We start from the raw sequence: 22,111 nt of genomic DNA on the forward strand, positions 1-22,111 counted from the left end.
CGATGGCCCAGACGTTCGCCAATGTGGTGCCGCCCCAGGTGCGGAACCGGCGCGGAGGCGTGCCCCCCGCGACACGGGCGGGTCGTAAAGCGCGCAGCATGTACCCGTCGTGGTTCTACATCCCCGCGGCCGCCCTGTACGTGGTGCTGTTCGCCGTGCCGACATTCGCATCGTTCTACTTCAGCCTCACCCGATGGTCGCTCTTCGACGTCCAGTTCATCGGGCTCGACAACTTCGTCCAGTTCTTCTCCGACCCGCAGCTCTCGCAGGCATTCCTGCACACGCTGATCTACGCCGTCGTCACGAGCGGCCTGAAGGTGGTCCTCGGACTCGCGCTCGCCGTGCTGCTGACCTCGGAGATCATCGGCCGTGGTTACCTGCGGGCCGTCACGTTCTTCCCCGTGCTCGTCTCGACCATCGGGGTGGGCCTGACCTTCAAGGTGCTGCTGGATCCGTTCGACGGCCTCGTCAACGGTGCCCTGTCGGTGTTCGGCATCCAGGGTCCGGGGTGGCTGACGGATCCGAATCTCGCGTTGATCAGCGTGGCGCTGGTCGACGTGTGGAAGGGGCTCGGGATCGCCACGCTCATCTACATCGCCGGGATCGTCGCGATCCCGCAGGAGTACTTCGAGGCCGCCCGTGTCGATGGAGCGAGTGCGTGGAAGGTGTTCCGCAACATCACCTTCCCGCTGTCGTGGCCGGCGACCGGGACGGTCGTGATCCTGTCGCTCATCGGTGGTCTGCGCTCGTTCGATCTGATCTGGGCGATGACGAAGGGCGGCCCGGGCTTCAGCTCGGACGTCATCGCGTCCGTGATCTACAAGCAGTACCAAGCCGGCTTCTACGGCTTGTCGACCGCGGGCAACGTCGTCCTCTTCATCGTCGTGACGGCGGTCATGATCCCCATCTCGATGTTCATCAACAAAAGGAGCGTGGACGCATGACCCGCCTCGCCCTGCGGCGGTGGACCGTCGGCACGATCGCCATCGTCGTGTCGGTCGTCGTCTTCCTCGTGCCCTTCGCCTTCATCCTGGTCACCGCGGCCAAGACCGCGCCCGAGGCGTCGATGCTCGCCTTCAGCTGGCCCACCGAGTGGAAGCTGTGGGACAACATCGCCGCGGTCCTCGCCGATCGCAACGGCATCCTGATCCGCGCCTTCGCCAACAGCATCGTGCTCACGGTGGCGAGCGTGGTGGTCATGGTCGTGCTGGCGGCGATGGTCGGCTACGTGCTGCAGCGCAAGAAGTCGCGCTGGAACGGCGTGGTCAACTTCTTCGTGCTCGCGGGGCTGATCGTCCCTCCCGCGGTCGTGCCCACCATCTGGGTTCTTCAGGGTCTCGGGCTGTTCAAGACCCTCGGCGGTCTCATCCTCATCGAGGCGACGTTCGGCCTGTCGTTCTGCATCCTGCTGTTCCGGGCCTTCGTCTCCACGATCCCCCGCGAGCTCGACGAGGCCGCCCTCATCGACGGCGCGGGGCCGATCCGACTGTTCTTCCAGGTGGTGCTGCCGCTGCTCAAACCGGTGATCGTCACGGTCATCGTCGTGCAGTCGGTCGCTGTCTTGAACGACTTCGCCAACCCGCTGTACTTCCTCCCGGGAGACGCCAACGCGACCGTGCAGCTGACCCTCTACGCCTATGCCTCGAGCTCGACCAGTGCCGGGCAGTTCAACCTGCTGTTCGCTGACATCCTCCTCATCACCATCCCGCCCCTCGTCATGTACGTCTTCTTCAACCGCCAGATCGTGGCGGGCATGACCAGCGGGGCGATCAAGGGCTGACCATGTTCCCCACTGCTCTCCTCATCTCCCCGGCAGCGCCCGTGGGCGGCGGCGCTCCGACTCTCATCGGCCGCTTCGTCCTCGACCTCGATCACGGTGAGCCGGTGCGCGCCACCCTGCGGTACTCGGCGCTCGGTGTCGTCGAGGCGGCCATCAACGGCATCCGTGTCTCCGACGAGCTCCTGACCCCCGGATGGTCGAGTTACGAGTGGCGCGTGCGGGTCGCGGAGACCGACGTCACCGCTCTCGTCGCCGCCGAGTCGACGCTGGAGCTCACCCTCGGCAACGGCTGGTACCGCGGGAGCCTGACCTGGATGGGAGCGACCGGTGTCTACGGCGACCGCCTCGCCGCGATCGCCGAGATCGAGCTCGTCTTCGCCGACGGGCGCACGCAGGTCTGGGCGACCGACGACTCGTGGTCGGTCCGGGCTTCCGACACGGTGTCCGACGACCTGTACCACGGGCAGACCATCGACGCCCGTCGTCGCGGAGCCGCCTCGCCCGAGGTGCCGGTCGAGGTGATCGACGTCCCCTCCGTGCGGTTCGAACCCTATGTCGGACCCCCCGTCGTCCCCGTGGAGACGCTCCCGGTCCGCGACGCGTGGCTTTCGCCCACGGGTCGGCTGATCGTCGACTTCGGTGAGAACCTCGTCGGCTGGGTCCGCGCCGAGGTCACCGGCGAGTCCGGCGGCGTGGTGACGCTGCGGCACGCCGAGGTTCTCGAGAAGGACGAGATCGGCATCCGTCCCCTGCGTTCGGCCCGCGCAACGGATCGATTCATCCTCTCCGGGGGCACCGACGTCTTCGAGCCCCGCTTCACGTTCCACGGCTTCCGCTACGTGGAGGTCGACGGGTGGCCCGGAGGGGTGGATGCCGTACGCCGGGGTGGACTCGAAGCGGTGCGCATCAGCTCGCGCCTGCGGCGCACCGGCACGTTCTCGAGCTCCGACCCCCTGCTGAACCAGCTGCACGAGAACGTCGTCAACAGCACGCGGGGCAATTTCGTCGACCTGCCCACCGATTGCCCGCAGCGTGACGAGCGGCTCGGGTGGACCGGTGACATCGCGGTCTTCGCACCCACCAGCGCTTATCTCTTCGACGTCGGCGATTTCCTGCGCGACTGGCTGCGCGACGTGTCCGTCGAGCAGCAGCACCAGGGCGGGGTCGTGCCGTACGTCGTGCCCGATGTGCTCAAGTACGTGGGCGTGCCGGAGGACATCACCCCCGTCGACTCGACGGCGGTGTGGAGCGACGCGATCGTCTGGGTGCCATGGGCCGTGTGGATGGCATCCGGTGATGTCCGCGTGCTCTCCGAGAACGTCGAGGGGATGCTGGCGCACCTCCGCCATGTGTCGTCGCTCGTGTCGGAGACCGGTCTGTGGGACCGCGGGTTCCAGTTCGGCGACTGGCTCGACCCCGACGCGCCCCCGGAGGACCCCGCTGCGGCCAAGGCCGACCGGGGGCTGGTGGCCACCGCGTGCCTGTACCGGTCCGCGGATCTCGCCGTCCGCGTCGTGGAGGCTCTCGGCCGGTGGGACGTGCGCTGCGAGCTCGAGCACCTCCGCGACGCGACGCGGCGCGCCTTCCGCGAGGCGTACGTCGCCCGCGACGAGCAGCGGCTGCGAAATCACTGCGAGACGTCGTACGCGCTCGCCATCGTGTTCGGACTGCTCGACGACGAGGAGCTCTCATGGGCGGGCGACCGCCTCGCGGAGCTCGTCGAGGCGGCGGGCCACCGCATCTCGACAGGGTTCGCCGGCACGCCGTACATCCTCGACGCGTTGAGCAGCACCGGTCATCTCGAGACCGCGGGGCGACTGCTCCTGCAGCGCGAGTGCCCGTCGTGGCTCTACCCCGTGACCATGGGAGCGACCACCGTGTGGGAGCGCTGGGACTCGATGCTGCCCGACGGCACGATCAACCCTGGCGAGATGACGTCGTTCAACCACTACGCCCTGGGCGCGGTGGCCGATTGGATGCATCGCGAGCTGGCGGGACTCGCGCCGCTGGAGCCCGGATATTCCCGCGTGCGCGTCGCGCCGCAGCCGATCGACGGCGTCGACGACGCGTCGACGTCGTACGACAGCAGGCACGGCACGATCGCGGTCGCCTGGCGCCGCGAGGGCGGCGTCGTGCATCTCGAGGTGACGGTGCCCGAGGGTGTGGTCGCCGAGGTGTGGCTCGGTGAAGTCGACACCGAAGTCGGAGCCGGCGTGCACCGGTTCTCCGCAGAGTTCGCACCGACCGTCGCGGTGTGATCACCGTGGCAGGCCGCCCGTGACGGCGGTCGGCCTGCCACGCCCCGACGGCGAGGGGATGCCGCCGAGCGCGCGATCCGTCGAATCGATGACGCCGTATGACGACCGGTTACGGGCCGTAACGGTCCGGTTTGAGCCTCGCGCGGGGGCATGTTGACGTGGTGTCATGACTTCGCACCGCACCCCGCGCCTGGCCACGATCCTCGGCGCCTCCACCGCAGCCTTCCTCCTCGCCCTCACCGGGTGCGCCGGGGGAGCGGCATCCTCCGATGACTCCTCCCGCATCGTGCTGGGCGCCGACGACGGCAACGAGGCGCACTGGACGGTGCTGAAGCAGAAGCTCGCAGGCGAAGGCATCGACCTCGAGGTGCGCACGATCAACGACGGCGTGCAGCTCAACCAGGGCGTGCAGGACGGCGAGCTCGACGTGAACCTCTTCCAGCACCTCATCTACCTCTCGCAGTTCAACGTCGAGAACAACGGCTCGCTCGTGCCGGTCGGCGCCACCGCGGTGTACCCGCTCGCTCTGTACTCGGAGCAGTACACCGACGTGAAAGACCTGCCCGAGGGCGCCAAGGTCGCGATCCCGAACAACCCGACGAACCTCGCTCGCGGTCTGCTCAACCTGCAGACGGCGGGGCTGCTCACGCTGAAGGACGGCGGGACGGCCCTCTCGACTCCGGCCGACATCGTCACCTCCAAGGTCGAACTGCTGCCCGTCGACACGAACCAGACCGTCACCGCGCTCAAGGACGGCAGCGCGCAGGCCGCAATCGTCAACAACACGCAGGCACAGAAGGGCGGGCTCGGCGACGAGCTCATCATCTTCAAGGAAGACCTGAACAACCCGCAGCTCGCGCCCTACATCAACGCCTTCGTCACCCGCGACGACAAGAAGGGCGACCCGCGCTGGGAGAAGCTCGTCGCCGCGTACCACTCGCCCGAGGTCGAGGCGGCGGTCACCGAGCTGAACCAGGGCAACCTGCAGTTCAAGACCGAGTGGACGGGCGCGCAGCTGCAGGACGAGCTCACCAGCCTCGAAGACGCCCTCAAGGCACAGAAGGGATGACCTCGGTCATCGAGCTGCGGGGCGTCACGAAGAGTTTCCGCACCGATCGCCGCTCCTCCACGAACGCCGTCGACGACGTCACGGTGAGCGTGGAGCAGGGGTCGATCGTCGGGGTCATCGGATACTCCGGCGCGGGCAAGTCGACGCTCGTGCGTCTGCTGAACGGTCTCGAGAAGCCCACCTCGGGCACCGTCGAGGTGCTGGGCGTGAACGTCGGGGATGCCACCGAGGCGAAGCTGCGCGACCTGCGGCGCCGTGTGGGCATGATCTTCCAGCAGTTCAACCTCTTCACCTCGCGCACGGTCGCGGCGAATGTCGCCTACCCGCTCAAGGTCGCCGGCTGGAAGAAGGCCGACCGCGACGAGCGCGTGGCCGAGCTGCTCGACTTCGTGGGCATCGGCGACAAGGCGAAGCAGTACCCGCGACGCCTGTCGGGCGGGCAGAAGCAGCGCGTGGGCATCGCGCGCGCGATCGCGACGAACCCGCAGATCCTGCTCGCCGACGAGGCCACGAGCGCCCTCGACCCGCAGACCACGGCCGAGGTGCTCGATCTGTTGCGCGAGATCAACCGGCGCCTGGGCATCACGATCGTCGTCATCACGCATCAGATCTCGATCGTCCACGAATTGTGCGACCAGGTCATCGTGATGGACGGCGGCCGCGTCGTCGACAGCGGCGACACCTACCGCGTTTTCGCGCACCCCCGCGCCGACCTGACCAAGCGCTTCGTCGCCGCGGTGACGCAGGGCGTGCCGAGCGGAGAGGCCCTGTCCGCGCTCGCCGCGGGAGGCGGCTCGCTCGTGAGCGTCGAGGTCAACGAGTTCTCGAGCGAGGACGTCTCGGCCGTGTTCCACCGCCACGGCGCGCGTCATTCCGTCGTCTACGGCGGGGTCACCGACGTGCTCGGCAAGCAGCTCGGCACCCTCACCTATCGCGTGCACGCCGAGGATCTCGCACCCGTCGTCGCCGAGCTGCGCGCGCACACCGACGTCGTCCTTCCCGCGGCGGAGGTATCCGCATGAACAAGTGGGACACCCTCACCCCGGTGCTGCTGCAGTCGATCGGCGAGACCGTCTACATGGTCGCGGTGTCGCTGCTCATCGCGGGCGTCGCGGGACTCGTCATCGGCGCGCTCCTGTACGCCACGCGGCCGGGCAACCTGTTCGAGAACCGCGTCGTCTTCTTCGTCGCCAACCTCGTGATCAACCTCATCCGTCCGATCCCGTTCATCATCTTCCTCACCGCGGTGGCTCCGGTCACGCGCGCGGTGACGGGCACGACCCTGGGGACGGATGCCGCGATCGTCCCGATCACGATCATGGCGACCGTCGTGATCGCCCGCGTCGTCGAGCAGAACCTCGTCGCGGTCGATCCCGGAACCGTCGAGGCGGCGCGCGCCGTGGGTGCGCGCCGGATCGGCGTCCTGTTCGGGGTCGTCATCCCCGAGGCGCTCGCCCCGCTCATCCTCGGGTACACCTTCATGTTCATCGCGGTCGTCGACATGTCGGCCATGGCGGGGTACATCGGCGGCGGCGGCCTCGGCAACTTCGCGATCATCTACGGCTATCAGCAGTTCAACCAGCAGGCGACCTGGGTGACCGTGGCGATCATCGTCGTGATCGTGCAGGCCGGCCAGCTGCTCGGCAACACCCTGGCCCAGCGCATCCTGCGGCGCTGACGCGGGCGCCAGCGAAGCCCCGACAGCCCTCACCCTGTCGAGTGTCCAGGAAACGCCGGTGGTACGCCCCGTGCGCGGCATGTCTCGGACACTCAACAGGGGGGAGCGGCCGCGGCGGGTGGTGAGCACGGCGAACCCGGGCACGCCTACCCTCGACAGATGAGCCTGACCCGCACCCTCGCCCGCTGGCTGCTCGGTGCGGCACTCGTGTTCGCCGGCACCGCGCACCTCACGTTCGCGCGCGACGAGTTCGTCGCCCAGGTGCCGTCCTGGCTGCCGCTCCCGGTCGACGTCACGGTCGTGGCATCCGGGATCGTCGAGATCGCGCTCGGACTCGCCCTCGCGATCCTCCGCCGTCGGCGCGTCGCCGTCGGCTGGATCGTGGCAGCCTTCTTCGTCGCGATCTTCCCGGGCAACATCGAGCAGTTCGTCCGCGGTACCGATGCCTTCGGCCTCGACACCGACCTGGCCCGCGGCATCCGACTCCTCTTCCAGCCCCTGCTGGTGATCTGGGCTCTGTGGTCGACCGGGGCGTGGCGGGCCTGGCGGGAGCGCAGGACCCGCGGCCGCTGAGGCGCCCGGGCCGGCCCGGTGCGCGTCGGCCCCGCGCCGCCTCGGCCGGCAGCACCTCGGCCCGCAGCGCTTCGGTCTGCACCTCGGCCCGCAGGTCCGAGACCGCGGTGGGCGCCGCGTCGCCGATCGCGGCGGGTGAGGCGACGTGGCTGCGGTTTCGGTGGAAGCCGAGCGGGCCCTCTTCGAGCACCGCCGCCGTGGTCTCGCCGACGCGGTTCCTGAAAAGCCGCTATGGCCTGGCCCCTGAGTTTGAGAACGATTATCAGCAGCGATACGGTGTCTTCATGACCCGTCGTCTTCTCGCCCCCGTCGTCCTCGGCGCGGCGTCCGTGCTCGCCCTCGCCGGTTGCGCCGGCACCTCGACCTCGACCGGCTCGACCGCCGACTCCGGCGGCAAGGTCACCGTCGTGGCATCCACCGACGTCTACGGCTCGATCGCCGAGGCCGTCGGCGGCGACTTCGTCGACGTGCAGTCGATCATCACCTCGTCGTCGCAGGACCCCCACGAGTACGAGGCGAGTGCGCAAGACCAGCTCACGCTGAAGAACGCGGGGCTCGTGATCGAGAACGGTGCGGGCTACGACGCCTTCATGGAGTCGCTCATCGAGGCCAGCGGCACCTCGGCTCCCGTGCTCACGGCGGTCGAGTACAACCACGACTACCCCGGCGCCGAGGGGCACGACGACAGCGCCACCCCGGCGCCGAGCGAGAGCGCCGACGACCACGCGCACGACGAGGGCGACGGCCACGACCACATCGAGGGCTTCAACGAGCACGTCTGGTACGACCCGCACACGATCGAAGACCTCACCGCGGCCATCGCGGAAGAGCTCGGTACGCTCGCGCCCGACCACGTCGCCGACTTCACCGCCAACGCCCAGGCGTTCACCCAGCAGATCGCCGGGCTCGAGGACTCCCTCTCCCAGATCGAGGCGAAGGATGCCGGGGCGAAGGTGTTCGTGACCGAGCCGGTGCCGGTCTACCTCATCGAGGCGGCGGGGCTCGACAACGCGACCCCGAACGAGTTCAGCGAGTCGGTCGAGGAGGGCCAGGACGTCCCCCCGGCGACGCTCCTGGAATCGCTGCAGCTGATCGATTCGGGTGAGGTCCGCGTGATGATCGTCAACCCGCAGACCGGAGGCGCCGAGACGACGCAGGTCGAGGACGAGGCGAAGGCGAAGAACATCCCGGTGATCGAATTCACGGAAACGCTCCCGGAGGGTCAGACTTACATCTCGTGGATGCAGAGCAACATCACGGCGCTGAGCGACGCGCTGGGCGCGTGAGCGCAGCGGCCCCGCTGCGCATCCACGGCGCCGCCCTCGAGAGGGGCGGACGCGAGCTCTGGGCCGGGCTCGATCTCGAGGTCGAGCCCGGCGAGCTCGTCGCCGTCCTCGGGCCCAGCGGCTCGGGCAAGACCACCCTGCTGCGCGCGATCCTCGGACTCGAGCGGCTGAGCGCCGGCTCGATCGAGGCGCTGGGCGCGCCGGTGCGCCGCGCCGGCAACCGTCGCATCGGCTACATCCCCCAGCAGCGGCCGCTCCCGCGCGAGACGCCGCTGCGCGGGCGCGACATCGTGGGTCTCGGCGTCGACGGACACCGGCTCGGCCTGCCGCTGTCGCGCAAGAAGGACCGTGCCCGTGTCGACGAGCTGCTCGAAGCCGTCGGGGCGACCGCGTTCGCCGACCGCCCGGTCGGGCTGCTCTCCGGCGGCGAGCAGCAACGGCTGCGCGTGGGCCAGGCCCTCGCCGACGACCCCGCCCTGCTGCTGTGCGATGAGCCGCTCACGAGTCTCGACCTCGCCAACCAGCAGGCCGTCGTCCGCCTCATCGACCGTCACCGACGCGAGCGCGACGCCGCCGTGCTCCTGGTCACCCACGACATCAATCCGGTGCTGTCGAGGGTCGACCGCATCCTCTACATCGCCCACGGTCGCTTCACGCTCGGCACCCCCGACGAGGTGCTCACGACCGAGACGCTGAGCGCGCTCTACGGCGCCCCGGTCTACGTGGTGCGGGCGGGCGACCAGCTCATCGTCGTCGGAGCTCCGGATGCCGACGACTCCCACCACCATCACCACGACGAGGACGACGCATGAACTGGTCCGACGTCGGCGACGCCCTGTTCGGCGGGGTGAGCCAGTACGGCGCGATCCTCGAGCTCGTGCAGAACTCCGTCTACGCCGGTGCCGTCCTGGGCCTCGTGGGCGGACTCATCGGCGTCTTCGTGATGCAGCGCGACATGGCCTTCGCCGTGCACGGCATCAGCGAGCTCTCCTTCGCCGGCGCCGCGGTGGCGCTGCTGATCGGCGTCGACGTCGTGTCGGGGTCGATCGTCGGCTCCCTGATCGCTGCTGCGCTCATCGGCCTGCTCGGGGCCCGCGCGCGCGACCGCAACTCGATCATCGGCGTGCTCATGCCGTTCGGCCTGGGCGTCGGCATCCTGTGCCTGTCGCTCTACAACGGGCGCAGCGCGACGCGGTTCAGCCTGCTGACCGGCCAGATCGTGTCGGTGCAGAGCGGACAGCTCGGGTGGCTGGTCGTCATCGGCGTCGCGGTGCTGGTCGCGCTGCTGCTGATCTGGCGCCCGCTGCGCTTCGACTCGCTCGACCCGCAATCGGCCGCCGCCCGCGGCGTCCCCACGACCGCCGTGTCGCTGGGATTCATGCTGCTGCTCGGGTTGATCGTCGCCGTCGCGGTGCACATCATCGGCGCCCTGCTCGTGATGGCGCTGCTGGTCACCCCCGCCGCGGCCGCCATGCGGGTGGCATCCGGGCCCCTGTCGGTGCCGGTGCTCGCGGCGCTGTTCGGATTCGTCTCGGCGGTGGGCGGGGTGCTGCTCGCGGTCGCGGGCACGTTGCCGGTGAGCCCGTACATCACCACGATCTCGTTCGCGATCTACCTCGTGTGCCGCGTGATCGGCGCGCGCCGCGATCGCACGAGCCGTGCGCTGTAGCACCCAGCCGATTCACCGAACCCCTCGCTAGACTCGCCGGCATGGTCCAGCGCAACACGTGGCAGCGCGAGCGCGTGCGCGAAGCCCTCTCCGGAGCCGGCGGCTTCGTCAGCGCGCAGTCGCTGCACGCGACCCTGCGCGACGAGAACACCGGCATCGGACTGGCCACCGTCTACCGCACCCTCGCCGGCCTCGCCGCCCGGGGCGATGCGGACTCGCTGCAGAGTCCCGACGGCGAGAACCTGTTCCGCGCGTGCGAGACCCGCGGTCACCACCATCACCTCATCTGCCGATCGTGCGGCAAGGCCGTCGAGATCGCGGCGACCGACGTCGAGGAGTGGGCCCAGCGCACGGCCGCCCAGCACGGCTTCAGCGAGGCCGAGCACGTCGTCGACATCTTCGGCATCTGCACCGACTGCGCCCGCGCCCGGGCTCGTGAGCGTGGCGACGAGTAGTCGCACCGCGCCGTCGACCCGTCGGCGCTCCGCCGCCCCCCGCTCGGGCGGCTCCCGCACCCTCGTCGCGCTCGGCCTGGGTGTCGTCGTGGTCACCGCGCTGTTCCTCGTCGACGCGCTCGCGCCCACCTTCTTCTCGCAGCCCCTGCCCACCCGCGCGCAGGACGGCCTGACCCTCGCGCTGAGCGTGCTCATCGAGTCGCTGCCGTTCGTCATCCTGGGCGTGGTGCTCTCGATCATCGTCCAGGTCTGGGTGCCGCCGGGGGCGATCGAGAGATGGATGCCGCGCGCGCCGTGGGCGCGCCGGGCGGTGCTGTCGCTGCTGGGCATGTTCATCCCCGTGTGCGAGTGCGGCAACGTGCCCTTCGCCCGCGGACTGCTCATGCGCGGCTTCGGGGTGAGTGACACCCTCACCTTCCTCGTGGCGGCGCCGATCGTGAACCCGATCGTGATCATCTCCACGCACGCCGCGTTCGGCTTCAGCGACGGCATCCTCGTCGCGCGCCTCATCGGCGGATACCTCGTCGCCAACCTCATCGGGTGGCTGTACAGCCGGCATCCGGATCCCGACAAGCTGCTCACGGAGCGGTTCCTCGAAACGTGCGAGATCGTCGTGCAGGAGCGCGGCGATCGCGGACGTCGCACGCTCGCCCAGTTCGTCGTCGAGCTGCGGTCGGTCATGCCGGCGCTTATCATCGGGTCGCTCCTCGCCGGGGCGGTGCAGGTGCTCGTGCCGCGGAGCGCGCTGCTGGCCATCGGCTCCGACCCCGCCCTGTCGATCGCCGCGATGATGGTGCTCGCCCTCGTCGTGTCGCTGTGCTCGAACGTCGACGCGTTCTTCGCGCTCTCGTTCGCCTCGACGTTCACCCCGGGGTCGATCGTGGCCTTCCTCGTGGTCGGCCCGATCATCGACCTGAAGATGATGGCGCTGCTGCGCACGACCTTCACGACCCGCGTCCTGGCGGGGATGACGGTGGTCGTCGTGCTCTTCGCCTTCGCGCTCGGAACGGTGGTGAACCTCCTTGTCTAGAACCGGCGCTCTCGCGACCCGCTGGCTCGGCGTGGGCCTGACCGCGTGCCTGTCGGTCACCACCATCACGCTCTGGGTCACCGGCCGCATGTCGCTGTACATCAATCCGGATTCGGCCTGGTTCGCCGTCGGGATGTCGATCGTGGCCCTCGTCGGCGCGATCGCCTCGTTCGCGCTGCCGCTCGGCGCCGAAGCCGACCACGGCCACGACCACGAGCACGGGCACGCGCCGGCGGCCGCCTCCGCGCGCCGCGAGGCCTTCGCGCACGCCGACCACGAGCACAGCGACGCCCTGGACGATCACGACCACGCCGCGCACGACCACCTCGCCGCGCGCCCCCGCCTGACCCCGAGCGGGATCGCCGCGTTCACGGGAGGCGTCCTCGCCTCGGGCGCGGTGATCGCCGTGCTGCTGACCCCGGCCGCGTCTCTGTCGGCCGAGCTCGCCGTCTCGCGCGACGTGGGGGCCCCTCCGCTGTTCGCCGGTTCCGACGTCGTGACCCTCGCCGCCTCGGGGGACACGTCGAAATTCGGCATCGGCGACTGGTCGGCGGTCTTCGCACACGCGACGAACCCGGAGACCTTCGACGGAAAGCCGGTCACCCTCACCGGCTTCATCACCCCGGGCGGCGACGGCGCCACCTTCGACCTCACGCGCCTGGTCATCACGCACTGCGTGATCGACGCGCAGACCGCCCGCCTGCCGATCGCCGCGGCGGTCGACGCGCCCTCGACCGGGCAGTGGGTCACGGTCACGGGCACCGTCCGCTCGAGCGGCGACGGCACGCTCGAGGTGCACGCCGACGAGGTCGCTGCGATCGACGAGCCGGCGGACCCGTATGAGTACTGACGCCCGGCGGGCGGGGGAGTCCCGACGTTCGCGTGCCCGCACGCGCCGGGGCCGCAGGTTCGCGGTCGCCTTCGCGGCGGTGCTGGTGGGCCTGGTCGTGGTCGGCGGGGTGGGCGGGATCTTCGCCGTGGCGCAGGGGCCGCGCGTCACCGACGTGCAGGTGGACCCGGCCGCTGCGGTGGCCGCCTCGGGGTCGCGCGTCATCCTCACCACGACCCAGTCGCTCGAGACGGTCGACCCCTCGCAGGTCGAGGTCGAGCCGGCGACGCCCTTCACCGTCGACACCTCGGGGCGCAGCGTGGGTGTGCGCTTCACGCTCCCGTTGCGCGACGACACCGATTACCGCATCACCGTCAACGGGGTGAACGGACTGGGAGCCGGGCCCGCCTCGACCCTCACCGAGACCTTCCGCACGCCGCCGCTGCAGGCCTACCTGATGCAGCGCGGCACTCCCGAGGGCGACACGATCTTCCGCACCGACCTGGAGGGCGAGGCCGGGCTCCCCGTCTTCGTCCACCCGCACATCGAGGACTTCCGCGCCACCGCCAACCATCTCGTGATCTCGGTGCGCGACGGTGACACCGCCCGGGTGATCGTGACCGATCCCGACGGGAAGAACGAGCGCGACATCGCCCTGCCGGGGCCGGGCTTCGTCACGAACCTGCAGTCGGCCGACCGGGGCGAGCGCATCGGCTTCACCTTCTCGGATGCCGACTTGAGTGCGGCGGGAGGACGCGAGAGCCGCCTGTTCACGGCGTCGGCCGCCGAGGACTCCCCGCCCACCGAGGTGGGGCTGAACGGCGGCGACGTGCGCATCGCCGACTACCGGTTCGTTCCCGACACCGACAGCATGCTCGTGCTCACCTTCGACTCGCGCCTCCTGCTCACCGACGCCCAGGGTGGGAACGCGGCCCCTCTCGGCAGCGCCGTGTCGATCGACGGCATCGCGCGCGGATCGTCGGTGGCGGTCGTCGAGCGGCTCGAGGGCATCCGCGAGATCAACCTCACCGACGGCTCCGAGCAGGGGCTCGTCGACCCCGTCGACCCGCCGGGTCTCGCGGGTCGGGCCACCCCCGTGCCGGGTGCCGGCGCGGGGACCATCCGCTCCTTCGCCGACATCAGCTCCGACGGCGTCTCGCGCTCGACCATCGTGGCGCACGTCGACACCGACGGCGCCGTGCGGCAGCTGCTGGACGTGCCGGGTACCGACACCGTGCTGCAGACCTGCGTCTCGCCGAGCGGGCGCTATGCCGCCGTGCTCATCGCCCCCCGGGCGGTCGACAACCCCTTCGACCGCTACCAGCTGCCGCTCCCGCAGCGTCTTCTCACGCACCTCGTCGAGGTCGACACCGGCCAGGAGGTCGTGGCCCTGCAGGGCTTCGACTTGTCGTGGTGCCAGGTCCCGCCGCAGTGATGCGTGCGGCGACCCGCGCCGATCTCACCGCCCTGCCGGCCGAGGTCGCTCCGCGGCTGCTCGACGCACGGCTGGAGACCGTCGTCGCGGGGGAGCGGGTCGTCGTGCGTCTCACCGAGGTCGAGGCTTATCACGGACGGGGAACGGGCGACCGTCCCGATCCGGGGTCCCACGCGCGGATGGGGCCCACGCCGCGCAACGCCACCATGTGGGGGGAGCCCGGTCATCTCTACGTCTACCTCAGTCACGGCATCCATTCCTGCGTCAACGTGGTGTGCGGGCCCGACGGTGTGGCCGGTGGAGTGCTGCTGCGCGGAGGCGAGATCGTCGAGGGTGCGGACATCGCCGAGCGGCGCCGTCTCGAACGTCGGGGCGCGGTGCGCACGCCCCGCGACCTCGCGCGGGGTCCCGGTCGTCTCGGCGACGCCGTGGGGCTCCGGCATCCCCTCCACGACGGCATCGACGCGGTCACGGGGCAGGAGTGCGCCGGGGCGCGGGCGCGCCTGTACCTGCCCGAGACGCCGCCGGTGGCCGTGGCGACCGGACCGCGCGTGGGCGTGGCCGGCATCGCCGGTACCGCCGCGTTCCCCTGGCGCTTCTGGATCGAGGGGGATGCCACCGTCTCGGCCTTCCGCTGGGGACGGGGAGCCGCCGAGGCCGCCGCCGGAGGGGGCTGAGAGAGCCGGCGCCCTGTCGGGTCCCTTCGGCGGGCTCAGGGACCTGGGTGGGGCGGGCATGGGTCCGGTCGCTGAGACGGGCTCAGGGACCCGGTGAGGTGGCTGAGCCTGTCGAGCCACGGCCCGCTTCGATGACCGGATCAGGTCAAGGCGACACGCCGTGCTAGACTGACCCCTTGTCTGCGCGCACTCCAGCACGCAGTTCGCATCCCTCCTTCTGATCCCGGCCTTCCGTCGTGTTCAGACGGGGTGCAGACAAGGGATCTTGGGTGGCACCGTCCGGTGTCACGGTACAGAAGGAGACATCACCATGGCAGCAGTGTGCCAGGTGACTGGAGCGGTTCCCGGCTTCGGTCACAACATCTCGCACTCGCACCGCCGGACGAAGCGCCGCTTCGACCCGAACGTGCAGAAGAAGACCTACTTCGTTCCGTCGCTGGGTCGCAACATCAAGCTCAACGTTTCGGCGAAGGGCATCAAGGTCATCGACGCTCGCGGCATCGAGTCCGTCGTCCGTGACCTGCAGGCGAAGGGCGTGAAGCTGTAATGGCGAAGAAGGCTCAGGACGTTCGTCCGATCATCAAGCTGCGTTCGACCGCCGGCACGGGGTACACCTACGTGACGCGCAAGAACCGCCGCAACAACCCCGACCGCATCGTGCTCAAGAAGTACGACCCCGTGGTCCGCAAGCACGTCGACTTCCGAGAGGAGCGCTAAGCACATGGCTAAGAAGAGCAAGATCGCGCGCAACGAGCAGCGCAAGGTCGTCGTCGAGCGCTACGCCGCGAAGCGCGCCGAGCTGAAGAAGACCCTGGTCGACCCCAACGCGACCGACGAGGCCCGCGAGGCCGCCCGCGTGGGTCTGCAGAAGCTGCCCCGCAACGCGTCGCCCGCGCGCGTGCGCAGCCGCGACGTCATCGACGGCCGCCCCCGCGGTGTCCTCACGAAGTTCGGCGTCTCGCGCGTCCGCTTCCGTGACATGGCGCACCGTGGCGAGCTGCCCGGCGTGACCAAGTCGTCCTGGTAAGCACCAGACACACGAACGAAGGGCGGGGTTCCGAGAGGAGCCCCGCCCTTCGTCGTTCTCATGCCAGGATGCGCCGCAGTTCGACGACGGCGGCGCTGCGCGCGCCCACGCCGAGCTTGACGTAGATCGACCGCACCTGGCTCTTCACGGTGTTCAACGACACCCCGCGCGTGCGGGCGATGTCGGCGAGGCCGGCAGGCGTCAGCAGCAGCTCCGCGAGCGCGCGTTCGGTGGCAGTGAAGCCGTGCAGGTGGTCCGCCAACCGGGGCGCCTCGACCGGGGCGCCGACCGAGGCCAGGGCCGTGCGGATGTACGCGGCGGTCTCGGCGAGTTCGGGGTGCGTGCAGACCGCGGCGTCGACGAGCGCGGCGCATTCCTCCGGGGGGAGCATGATGAACGGGGTCATCGAATTCCCCGTGTGCGCGATGAGCAGGAGAGCCGATTCCATGCTCTGGGCGGCGCGGCGGTCGTCACCGAGGCGATGGAACGCGATGGCCCTCCGCAGCAACAGCGGTGTCAGCGTCCGCAGGCAGTGGTCGGAGTCGGAGGCCGCGCACGCTTCGGTCTCCGCGAGCATCTCCCGCTCTCGGCCGAGAAGCAGCAGTGCGCCGCCGCGCTGCATGGCGAAGCAGATACCGTGCCCCTCCGGGCTCTCCGCGGTGGAGAGCGAGGCGAGCGACTCGGCGTACTGCCCCTGCGCGAGCATGATGTCGGAGCGGATGCAGAGCAGGAAGTCGCGGATGAAGCGGTGGCTCATGCTGCGTTCGCTCCCGTGCAGCAGCTGCTGACAGGCGGCGAGACCGGCGGCGTGCTCGCCGTGGATGAGCCGGCCCATCGCGTCGATCGCCCGGGCCGAGTATCGCGAGTACGGGTCCGTCGGGTGCACGCGCTCGAGCTCTCGTGCCACCCCGCGCAACCGCAGATGGTCCATGCGGGCGGCCGCCACCAGCGAGTCGGCGAGCAGCAGAAGGTACGACGACTCCTCCTCGGCCCATCCGCCTGTTCGGAACAGCGCGGAGGCGGCATCCATGACGGGGTCGGCGGAGGTGTACTCCCCATTGAGCGCGAACCCCAGCGCCGTCACCGTGAGGGCGTAGAAGCGCGTCGCGTCGCTGTCGGCGAAGAGCTGAGCCTCACGGCCGAAGCGCACCGCGACCTGCGGCAGCCCGACGGCGCACAGGTACTCGCCGGCGCCGGCCAGGAGGACCGCGCGCGCCTCCATCGACAGCGAGGCCGGTCGGATCAGCCGGGTGCCGTCGAAGAAGCGCCAGACGAGGGCGGCGCCGTCGCCGAGGGCGTCGCGCCGGGCGCGGGCCGCGAACATCGCCGACAGCGCGCGAGCGCTCGAATCGGCCCAGACGCGGGGAGACGCCGGGGCTTCGACCTCCGACAGGAGGGAGAGGTGGCGCGGATCGGGGAGACCGTGCCCCGGTGCGAGGCGCAACGCGGTGGCGTTCACGGCGGCGCGCAGTGCGGCGCGCGCGTCGATGGACGTCTGCGTGCTCGGCATCCCCACACCCCCGGGCTCAGCTCACCCGACATCTTCATCCGATCGCGCGGTGGCTTCCGCAGATTGGGTCGCTGACATCGTACTTCGCACGTTCCACAGCGAATCCGGGTGACTCGTGAGAGCTCGGGGCGGGCCCGATGGTTCGCACTACAGTTCACCCGAGAAGGTCGGCGGGGTCGCCTCGTCCGTGACGGGGACGGCCTGGCCGCGGCATCGACCGGCTGCGCTCGACGTCGTCGACCGGCCTCCCGCCGTCGGTCGGGAGCCGAACGACGGCGACACGCCGCGCAGATCGGGGCGAAATCCGACAGAATCCGCGTAATTCCGCGGTTCGGTTGATACTGTCGAGGCGGTCTCCCGACCACCGAGGAGGATTCCTCCTCGTCCGCGTAACGAGAGGCGACATCCGTCGTCGCCTGGAGGACAAACCACATGGCCGACAAGTCCATCACCAAGACCGAGCTCGTCGCGAGCATCGCCAGCGCGACCGGGCAGAGCCAGTCCGCCGTGTCGGGCGTGCTCGACTCCCTCTTCTCCACCGTCTCCGAGGCGGTCGCCAAGGGCAGCAAGGTCTCGATCCCCGGCTGGATCGCCTTCGAGCAGGTCGCCACGTCGGCTCGCACGGGCCGCAACCCGCAGACGGGCGAGGAGATCTCCATCCCCGCCGGCAAGCGCGTCAAGGTCACCGCGGGCTCGAAGCTCAAGGCCGCCGTCAAGTAAGACGACACCGAACCATCGAAGGGGGGATGCCAGCGGCATCCCCCCTTCGTCGTCCCCGCGCGACGTAGGCTGGCAAGGTGAATCCCCGACTGCTGCGCGTGGCGGGACCCGTCATCCTGATCGTGGTCTCGCTGATCGCCGTCGTCGTCGGCCTCGCGTACGGCGGGGGAGCGGCGGCACCCCAGCTCGCCGATCCCGGTCCGGTCGTGCGGTGGGGGCTCCCCATCGCCACGGTCGCCGTCAACCTCGCGGCCGCGACCATGGTCGGCTCGCTCGTGCTCGCGCTGTTCGCCCTCAAGGCCGGAGAGCGTCCTTTCGAGATCGCCCTCGACACGGCCTCGATCGGCGCCGCGGTGTTCACGGTCGCGGCCGCCGCGACCGGATACCTGACGTTCCTCAACGTCCTGAACGCCAAGCCCACGCTCGATGCGGTGTTCGGCCAGCAGCTGGGGCGCTTCCTCGTCGAGAGCCCCGTGGGGCAGGCGTGGCTCATCACCACCATCGCCGGTGCGGTGCTCACGGTGCTGACCTTCGCCGTGCGTTCCTGGATCCCGACGATGCTCGTGGCGATCGCCGCGCTCGCGTCGCTCATCCCCATGGGCACGCAGGGCCACACCGGCGCCGAGACGAGCCACGACGCGGCGGTCACCTCCCTCGTGCTGCACATCGTCGCCGCCGCCGTCTGGCTCGGCGGCCTCGTGCTCCTCGTCGTGCTGCGTCCCGCGATGACGCGGCCGCAGCTGCAGACGACGCTGCTGCGCTATTCGTCGCTCGCCCTCGTCGCGTTCATCGTCGTCGCGATGTCGGGCACCGTCCGCGCCTCGATCGGTCTCCAGGGCCTGCAGAACCTGTGGTCGGCGTACGGCGTCCTCGTGCTGGTGAAGGTCGGTGCCCTGATCGCGATGGGCGTGCTCGGCGCGTGGTACCGCCGTCGCCTCATCGCGCGCATGGCCGACGAGCCCGGTTCGCGGCGCTTCTGGGGCGTCGTCTCTCTCGAGCTGGTGTTCATGGGCGTCGCCAGCGGCGTCGCCGCCGCCCTGGCCCGCACCCCTCCTCCCGGGGAGGCGTCGCTGGTCGGCACCTCGCCCGCCGAGGTGCTGACCGGCAGCCCGCTGCCGCCCGACCTGACCCTCGAGCGCTGGTTCACCGCGTACAACGTCGACCTGCTGTGGACGCTCGTCGTGGTGGGCGGGTTGTTCTTCTACCTCGCCGGCGTCTGGCGACTCCTGCGGCGCGGCGACTCGTGGCCGATCTACCGCACGGTGCTGTGGTGCCTGGGCATGTTCGGGGTGTTCTGGGTGACCTCGGGACCGGTGAACGTCTACCAGGACTACCTGTTCAGCATGCACATGATCGGGCACATGCTGCTGTCGATGGCGATCCCGCTCATGCTGGTCGCCGGGGCGCCGGTCTCGCTGGCGGCTCGCGCCATCCGTAAGCGCGACGACGGCACCCGCGGCGGCCGCGAGTGGATCCTGTGGGCCGTGCACAACCCGGTCGCGACGGTGCTGACCAACCCCTACGTGGCGGCAGGCCTGTTCATCGGGTCGCTGTGGGCGTTCTACTACACCGACCTCTTCCGCTGGTCGCTCTACGACCACGTCGGGCACATCTGGATGGTCGCGCACTTCCTGGTGGTCGGGTACCTCTTCGTGCTCAGCCTCATCGGGATCGACCCCGTCCCCTACCGGCTGCCCTACCCGATGCGTCTGCTCGTGCTCATCGCCGTCATGGCCATGCACGCTTTCTTCGGCATCGCCATCATGATGAACTCCGGCCTCATGGTCGCGGAGTGGTTCGGCGCGATGGGACGCACGTGGGGAGCGACTCCGTTGCAGGACCAGTACGTCGGGGGCGGCGTCGCCTGGTCGGTCGGGGAGATCCCGACGCTGATCCTCGCGATCGCGGTGGCCATCCAGTGGAGTCGCAGCGACGAGCGCCAGCAGCGGCGTCGCGACCGTCACGTCGATCGCGTGGGTGACCTGGAACTCGACGCCTACAACGAAGAGCTCGCCCGCCTCGCGGAGCGCGACGCGCGGGTCGCCGCGCGCGGCGGCAACTGATCCGCACCCGCGGGGTCGGCTCCGCGCGGAGGGTAATCGGTCCGCCTCAGTCGGCGGAGCCGCCGACGAGGATCGACGCGGTGCCGTCGGGGAGCACGGTGATCTGACCGTCGACGCGGAACGGCACGTCCTCCTCCACCGGGCGGACGCTGCCGTCGAAGATCGAGCGGATTTCGACGTCGATGTGTGCGACCGCCTTGGCCGAGGGGATCCGCCATCCGGCACCGTCGGGAACCACGGTCACGACCGGCTGCTCCACGATCGACCACGTCGGCGCCCCGTCGATGCGGTTGCGCACGGTGAAACCGAAGGGGCACCCGGTGGGCTGCAGCACCTTCTGCTCGGCGCAGGCGGTGAGGAATCCTTCGACGCGGTCCTGCACGACGCCGATGAACTCCTCCGTCGGCTCGGCCTGCACCTCGACCGGGATGCCGACGAGCGGCGCGTCGGCGAGCACGGCGACCCCCGGGGTCGCCGAGATCGCGGTGTCGACGGCGACGGAGTAGAGGCCGGGTGAGAACACCAGCAGGGGCACGTCGGCGGACGGGTCGGCATCCGCCCCGTCGATGGAGACCTGCCGCTTGTCGACCTCGAAGCCGTTCACCGAGAAGCGCATCGACCCCCCGACGTTCAGTTCCATGACCGACAGGGGACTGCGGGCGAACCGCCAGCGGGGGAGCACGCCTTCGCCGGGGTCGTGCTCGATCGTGAACGTCGTCGTGCCGGAGTACCCGCCGGTCGTGTAGGACACCGTGACCCGCGCCTGGTCTCCGTCGACCGTCTCGTCGGTGACGGTGGCATCCGTCACGGTCGTCAGAGCCTCGGGGCGCAGCAGCGCCTCGGATGCCGTGGCCGGGAGTCCGCGCGCCTCCAGTTCGGCGGAATCCACGGCGACACCCGGCACCGCCAACGCCTCGGCCGTGCGGTGCTCCTGCAGCAGCTCGAGGTAGTGCAGCACGAAGGCGCGTGGGCTGTAGAACTCCCGATAGAGCGAGGCGGCCCCCGCGCCGAGGGCGGCGATCAGGAGGACGGCGACCAGGATCATCGCGGGGATCTCACGGCGCAGGCGCGTGCGCGCGCCGCTGACGCCCCTGGGCGTCGCGGGGCCCCCGCCTGCGTTGTCCACGCCTCCAGTGTAGGAAGCGCGCCTGGGCAGGTGCCGCGCGCGTTACGGTGCGACCAGCGATTGCACCACGGCGACCGCCGCGAGCTGCCCTCCGGCGATCGCCGCCGCCAGCGAGAACAGGGGCCCGGGCAGATGGTCGGGCTGCGCGATGTCGCCCACGGCATACACGCCCTCGACGCTCGTGCGGCCGAACGGGTCGGTGCGGACGGCGCCGGAGTCCTGGCGCTGCACGCCGATCCGCTCGAGGAGATCGCCGCGCGGCCGCCAGGTCGGGGCGACGAACGCCCCCGCGACCTCGAGCGCGGAGCCGTCGTCCAGGTCGAGCCGCAGGCCCCCGGGTCGTCCGACGACCTCGCGCACGGCGGCGGGGTCGACGACGTGGACCTCGGATGCCACGGGATCGAGCATGCGGGCGAGGGCCGACGCGTGGTCGGACCCGTTCACGACGGCGACCGGGCGCCCCGCGAACTCGTGGCCGTGGCAGAACGGGCAGTTGGCGACGGTGTCGCCCCAGTGCTCCGCGAGTCCCGGGATCGCGGGGAGCTCGTCGGCGACCCCCGTCGCGACGATGACGGCGTGCGTCCGGTGCTCTTCGCCGTCGACGACGACCCGCAGCGCGCCCTCGACCGAGGCGACGTCGGTGGCCACGGCATCCCTCGTCTCGACCGTGTCGTAGGCGGCGATCTCGGCGCGGGCGAGGCACCGGAGCTCGGCCGGGTCGCGGCCGTCGTTGGTGAGCAGGTTGTGGGCGTGGCGCACGGTGGCGTTGCGATACTCGCCCGAGTCCAGCAGCAGGGTGCGGCGGTGCATGCGCCCCAGGGTCAGGGCCGCCTGCAGTCCCGCGGGGCCGCCGCCGATGATGATCGCGTCGTACACGATGAGCTCCTTCCGCTTGCGTTCGGATCCATCGTGTGACTTCATGTCGA

General features: G+C 70.3%; 23 protein-coding genes. 20 read left to right on the top strand and 3 right to left on the bottom strand.

All coding sequences use genetic code 11. The annotated features are described in order from the left end of the window. Positions 1-2: 2 nt before the first annotated feature. The 18 genes from RWH45_RS07330 to rpsN all read left to right on the top strand — a co-directional run bounded on the left by RWH45_RS07330 (position 3) and on the right by rpsN (position 15,766). Positions 3-944 (top strand): carbohydrate ABC transporter permease, encoded by a 942-nt coding sequence (locus tag RWH45_RS07330; RefSeq protein WP_315994219.1) that lies wholly within the window; start codon positions 3-5, stop codon positions 942-944. Next, positions 941-1,780: a carbohydrate ABC transporter permease gene (locus tag RWH45_RS07335; RefSeq protein ID WP_315994220.1), complete on the top strand. Its 840-nt coding sequence runs from the start codon at positions 941-943 to the stop codon at positions 1,778-1,780. Before RWH45_RS07330 ends, RWH45_RS07335 begins: the two co-directional genes overlap by 4 nt. A 2-nt stretch (positions 1,781-1,782) precedes the next feature. Next, positions 1,783-4,038 (top strand): alpha-L-rhamnosidase, encoded by a 2,256-nt coding sequence (locus RWH45_RS07340; protein WP_315994221.1) that lies wholly within the window; start codon positions 1,783-1,785, stop codon positions 4,036-4,038. 166 nt (positions 4,039-4,204) lie between these two features. Continuing rightward, positions 4,205-5,107, top strand: coding sequence for a MetQ/NlpA family ABC transporter substrate-binding protein (locus RWH45_RS07345; protein WP_315994222.1), 903 nt, complete (start codon positions 4,205-4,207; stop codon positions 5,105-5,107). Continuing rightward, the gene (locus RWH45_RS07350; RefSeq protein WP_315994223.1) at positions 5,104-6,129 is read left to right on the top strand and encodes a methionine ABC transporter ATP-binding protein; all 1,026 of its coding nucleotides are present in this window, start codon (positions 5,104-5,106) and stop codon (positions 6,127-6,129) included. Before RWH45_RS07345 ends, RWH45_RS07350 begins: the two co-directional genes overlap by 4 nt. Continuing rightward, on the top strand, positions 6,126-6,785 hold the full coding sequence (locus RWH45_RS07355) for a methionine ABC transporter permease (RefSeq protein ID WP_315994224.1): 660 nt from the start codon (positions 6,126-6,128) through the stop codon (positions 6,783-6,785). The genes RWH45_RS07350 and RWH45_RS07355 overlap by 4 nt, the downstream gene beginning before the upstream one ends. A gap of 159 nt (positions 6,786-6,944) precedes the next feature. Beyond that, a complete protein-coding gene (locus tag RWH45_RS07360) occupies positions 6,945-7,358 on the top strand; it encodes a DoxX family protein (protein ID WP_315994225.1) in 414 nt (137 codons plus the stop codon). A 284-nt stretch (positions 7,359-7,642) separates the two neighbouring features. After that, positions 7,643-8,644, top strand: a complete 1,002-nt coding sequence (locus RWH45_RS07365; protein WP_315994226.1) for a metal ABC transporter solute-binding protein, Zn/Mn family — start codon at positions 7,643-7,645, stop codon at positions 8,642-8,644. Beyond that, positions 8,641-9,456: a metal ABC transporter ATP-binding protein gene (locus RWH45_RS07370; RefSeq protein WP_315994227.1), complete on the top strand. Its 816-nt coding sequence runs from the start codon at positions 8,641-8,643 to the stop codon at positions 9,454-9,456. The genes RWH45_RS07365 and RWH45_RS07370 overlap by 4 nt, the downstream gene beginning before the upstream one ends. Continuing rightward, positions 9,453-10,313, top strand: coding sequence for a metal ABC transporter permease (locus tag RWH45_RS07375; protein ID WP_315994228.1), 861 nt, complete (start codon positions 9,453-9,455; stop codon positions 10,311-10,313). The genes RWH45_RS07370 and RWH45_RS07375 overlap by 4 nt, the downstream gene beginning before the upstream one ends. 41 nt (positions 10,314-10,354) lie before the next feature. Next, positions 10,355-10,768 carry a Fur family transcriptional regulator gene (locus tag RWH45_RS07380; protein ID WP_076673009.1) on the top strand — a complete coding sequence of 138 codons (414 nt, stop codon included), beginning with the start codon at positions 10,355-10,357 and terminating at the stop codon, positions 10,766-10,768. Then, positions 10,749-11,798: a permease gene (locus RWH45_RS07385; protein ID WP_315994229.1), complete on the top strand. Its 1,050-nt coding sequence runs from the start codon at positions 10,749-10,751 to the stop codon at positions 11,796-11,798. Before RWH45_RS07380 ends, RWH45_RS07385 begins: the two co-directional genes overlap by 20 nt. Next, positions 11,791-12,648, top strand: coding sequence for a TIGR03943 family putative permease subunit (locus RWH45_RS07390; protein WP_315994230.1), 858 nt, complete (start codon positions 11,791-11,793; stop codon positions 12,646-12,648). Before RWH45_RS07385 ends, RWH45_RS07390 begins: the two co-directional genes overlap by 8 nt. Continuing rightward, a complete protein-coding gene (locus RWH45_RS07395; RefSeq protein WP_315994231.1) occupies positions 12,638-14,062 on the top strand; it encodes a hypothetical protein in 1,425 nt (474 codons plus the stop codon). The genes RWH45_RS07390 and RWH45_RS07395 overlap by 11 nt, the downstream gene beginning before the upstream one ends. Next, positions 14,062-14,739, top strand: coding sequence for a DNA-3-methyladenine glycosylase (locus RWH45_RS07400; RefSeq protein ID WP_315994600.1), 678 nt, complete (start codon positions 14,062-14,064; stop codon positions 14,737-14,739). Before RWH45_RS07395 ends, RWH45_RS07400 begins: the two co-directional genes overlap by 1 nt. 310 nt (positions 14,740-15,049) lie before the next feature. Beyond that, positions 15,050-15,286, top strand: a complete 237-nt coding sequence (rpmB, locus tag RWH45_RS07405; protein WP_055832508.1) for a 50S ribosomal protein L28 — start codon at positions 15,050-15,052, stop codon at positions 15,284-15,286. Then, positions 15,286-15,456: a 50S ribosomal protein L33 gene (gene rpmG / locus RWH45_RS07410; protein WP_013584775.1), complete on the top strand. Its 171-nt coding sequence runs from the start codon at positions 15,286-15,288 to the stop codon at positions 15,454-15,456. The genes rpmB and rpmG overlap by 1 nt, the downstream gene beginning before the upstream one ends. 4 nt (positions 15,457-15,460) lie before the next feature. After that, complete coding sequence (rpsN, locus tag RWH45_RS07415; RefSeq protein ID WP_022878196.1) at positions 15,461-15,766, top strand: 30S ribosomal protein S14; 306 nt, start codon at positions 15,461-15,463, stop codon at positions 15,764-15,766. Between the two features lie 58 nt (positions 15,767-15,824). Here rpsN and RWH45_RS07420 read toward each other — a convergent pair whose 3' ends face one another. Continuing rightward, positions 15,825-17,276 carry a helix-turn-helix transcriptional regulator gene (locus RWH45_RS07420; protein WP_315994232.1) on the bottom strand — a complete coding sequence of 484 codons (1,452 nt, stop codon included), beginning with the start codon at positions 17,274-17,276 and terminating at the stop codon, positions 15,825-15,827. A 432-nt stretch (positions 17,277-17,708) separates the two neighbouring features. Between RWH45_RS07420 and RWH45_RS07425 the strand changes: the two genes are divergently transcribed. Both RWH45_RS07425 and RWH45_RS07430 read left to right on the top strand, forming a co-directional pair. Then, positions 17,709-17,996 (top strand): HU family DNA-binding protein, encoded by a 288-nt coding sequence (locus tag RWH45_RS07425; RefSeq protein WP_013584778.1) that lies wholly within the window; start codon positions 17,709-17,711, stop codon positions 17,994-17,996. 77 nt (positions 17,997-18,073) lie between these two features. Beyond that, positions 18,074-20,059 (top strand): bifunctional copper resistance protein CopD/cytochrome c oxidase assembly protein, encoded by a 1,986-nt coding sequence (locus RWH45_RS07430; protein ID WP_315994233.1) that lies wholly within the window; start codon positions 18,074-18,076, stop codon positions 20,057-20,059. A gap of 46 nt (positions 20,060-20,105) precedes the next feature. Here RWH45_RS07430 and RWH45_RS07435 read toward each other — a convergent pair whose 3' ends face one another. Continuing rightward, positions 20,106-21,185: a hypothetical protein gene (locus RWH45_RS07435; protein WP_315994234.1), complete on the bottom strand. Its 1,080-nt coding sequence runs from the start codon at positions 21,183-21,185 to the stop codon at positions 20,106-20,108. 42 nt (positions 21,186-21,227) lie between these two features. After that, complete coding sequence (locus RWH45_RS07440) at positions 21,228-22,106, bottom strand: NAD(P)/FAD-dependent oxidoreductase (RefSeq protein ID WP_315994235.1); 879 nt, start codon at positions 22,104-22,106, stop codon at positions 21,228-21,230. Positions 22,107-22,111: the final 5 nt, after the last annotated feature.

This window comes from Microbacterium galbum (assembly GCF_032464915.1).
Taxonomy (GTDB): Bacteria; Actinomycetota; Actinomycetes; order Actinomycetales; family Microbacteriaceae; genus Microbacterium; species Microbacterium galbum.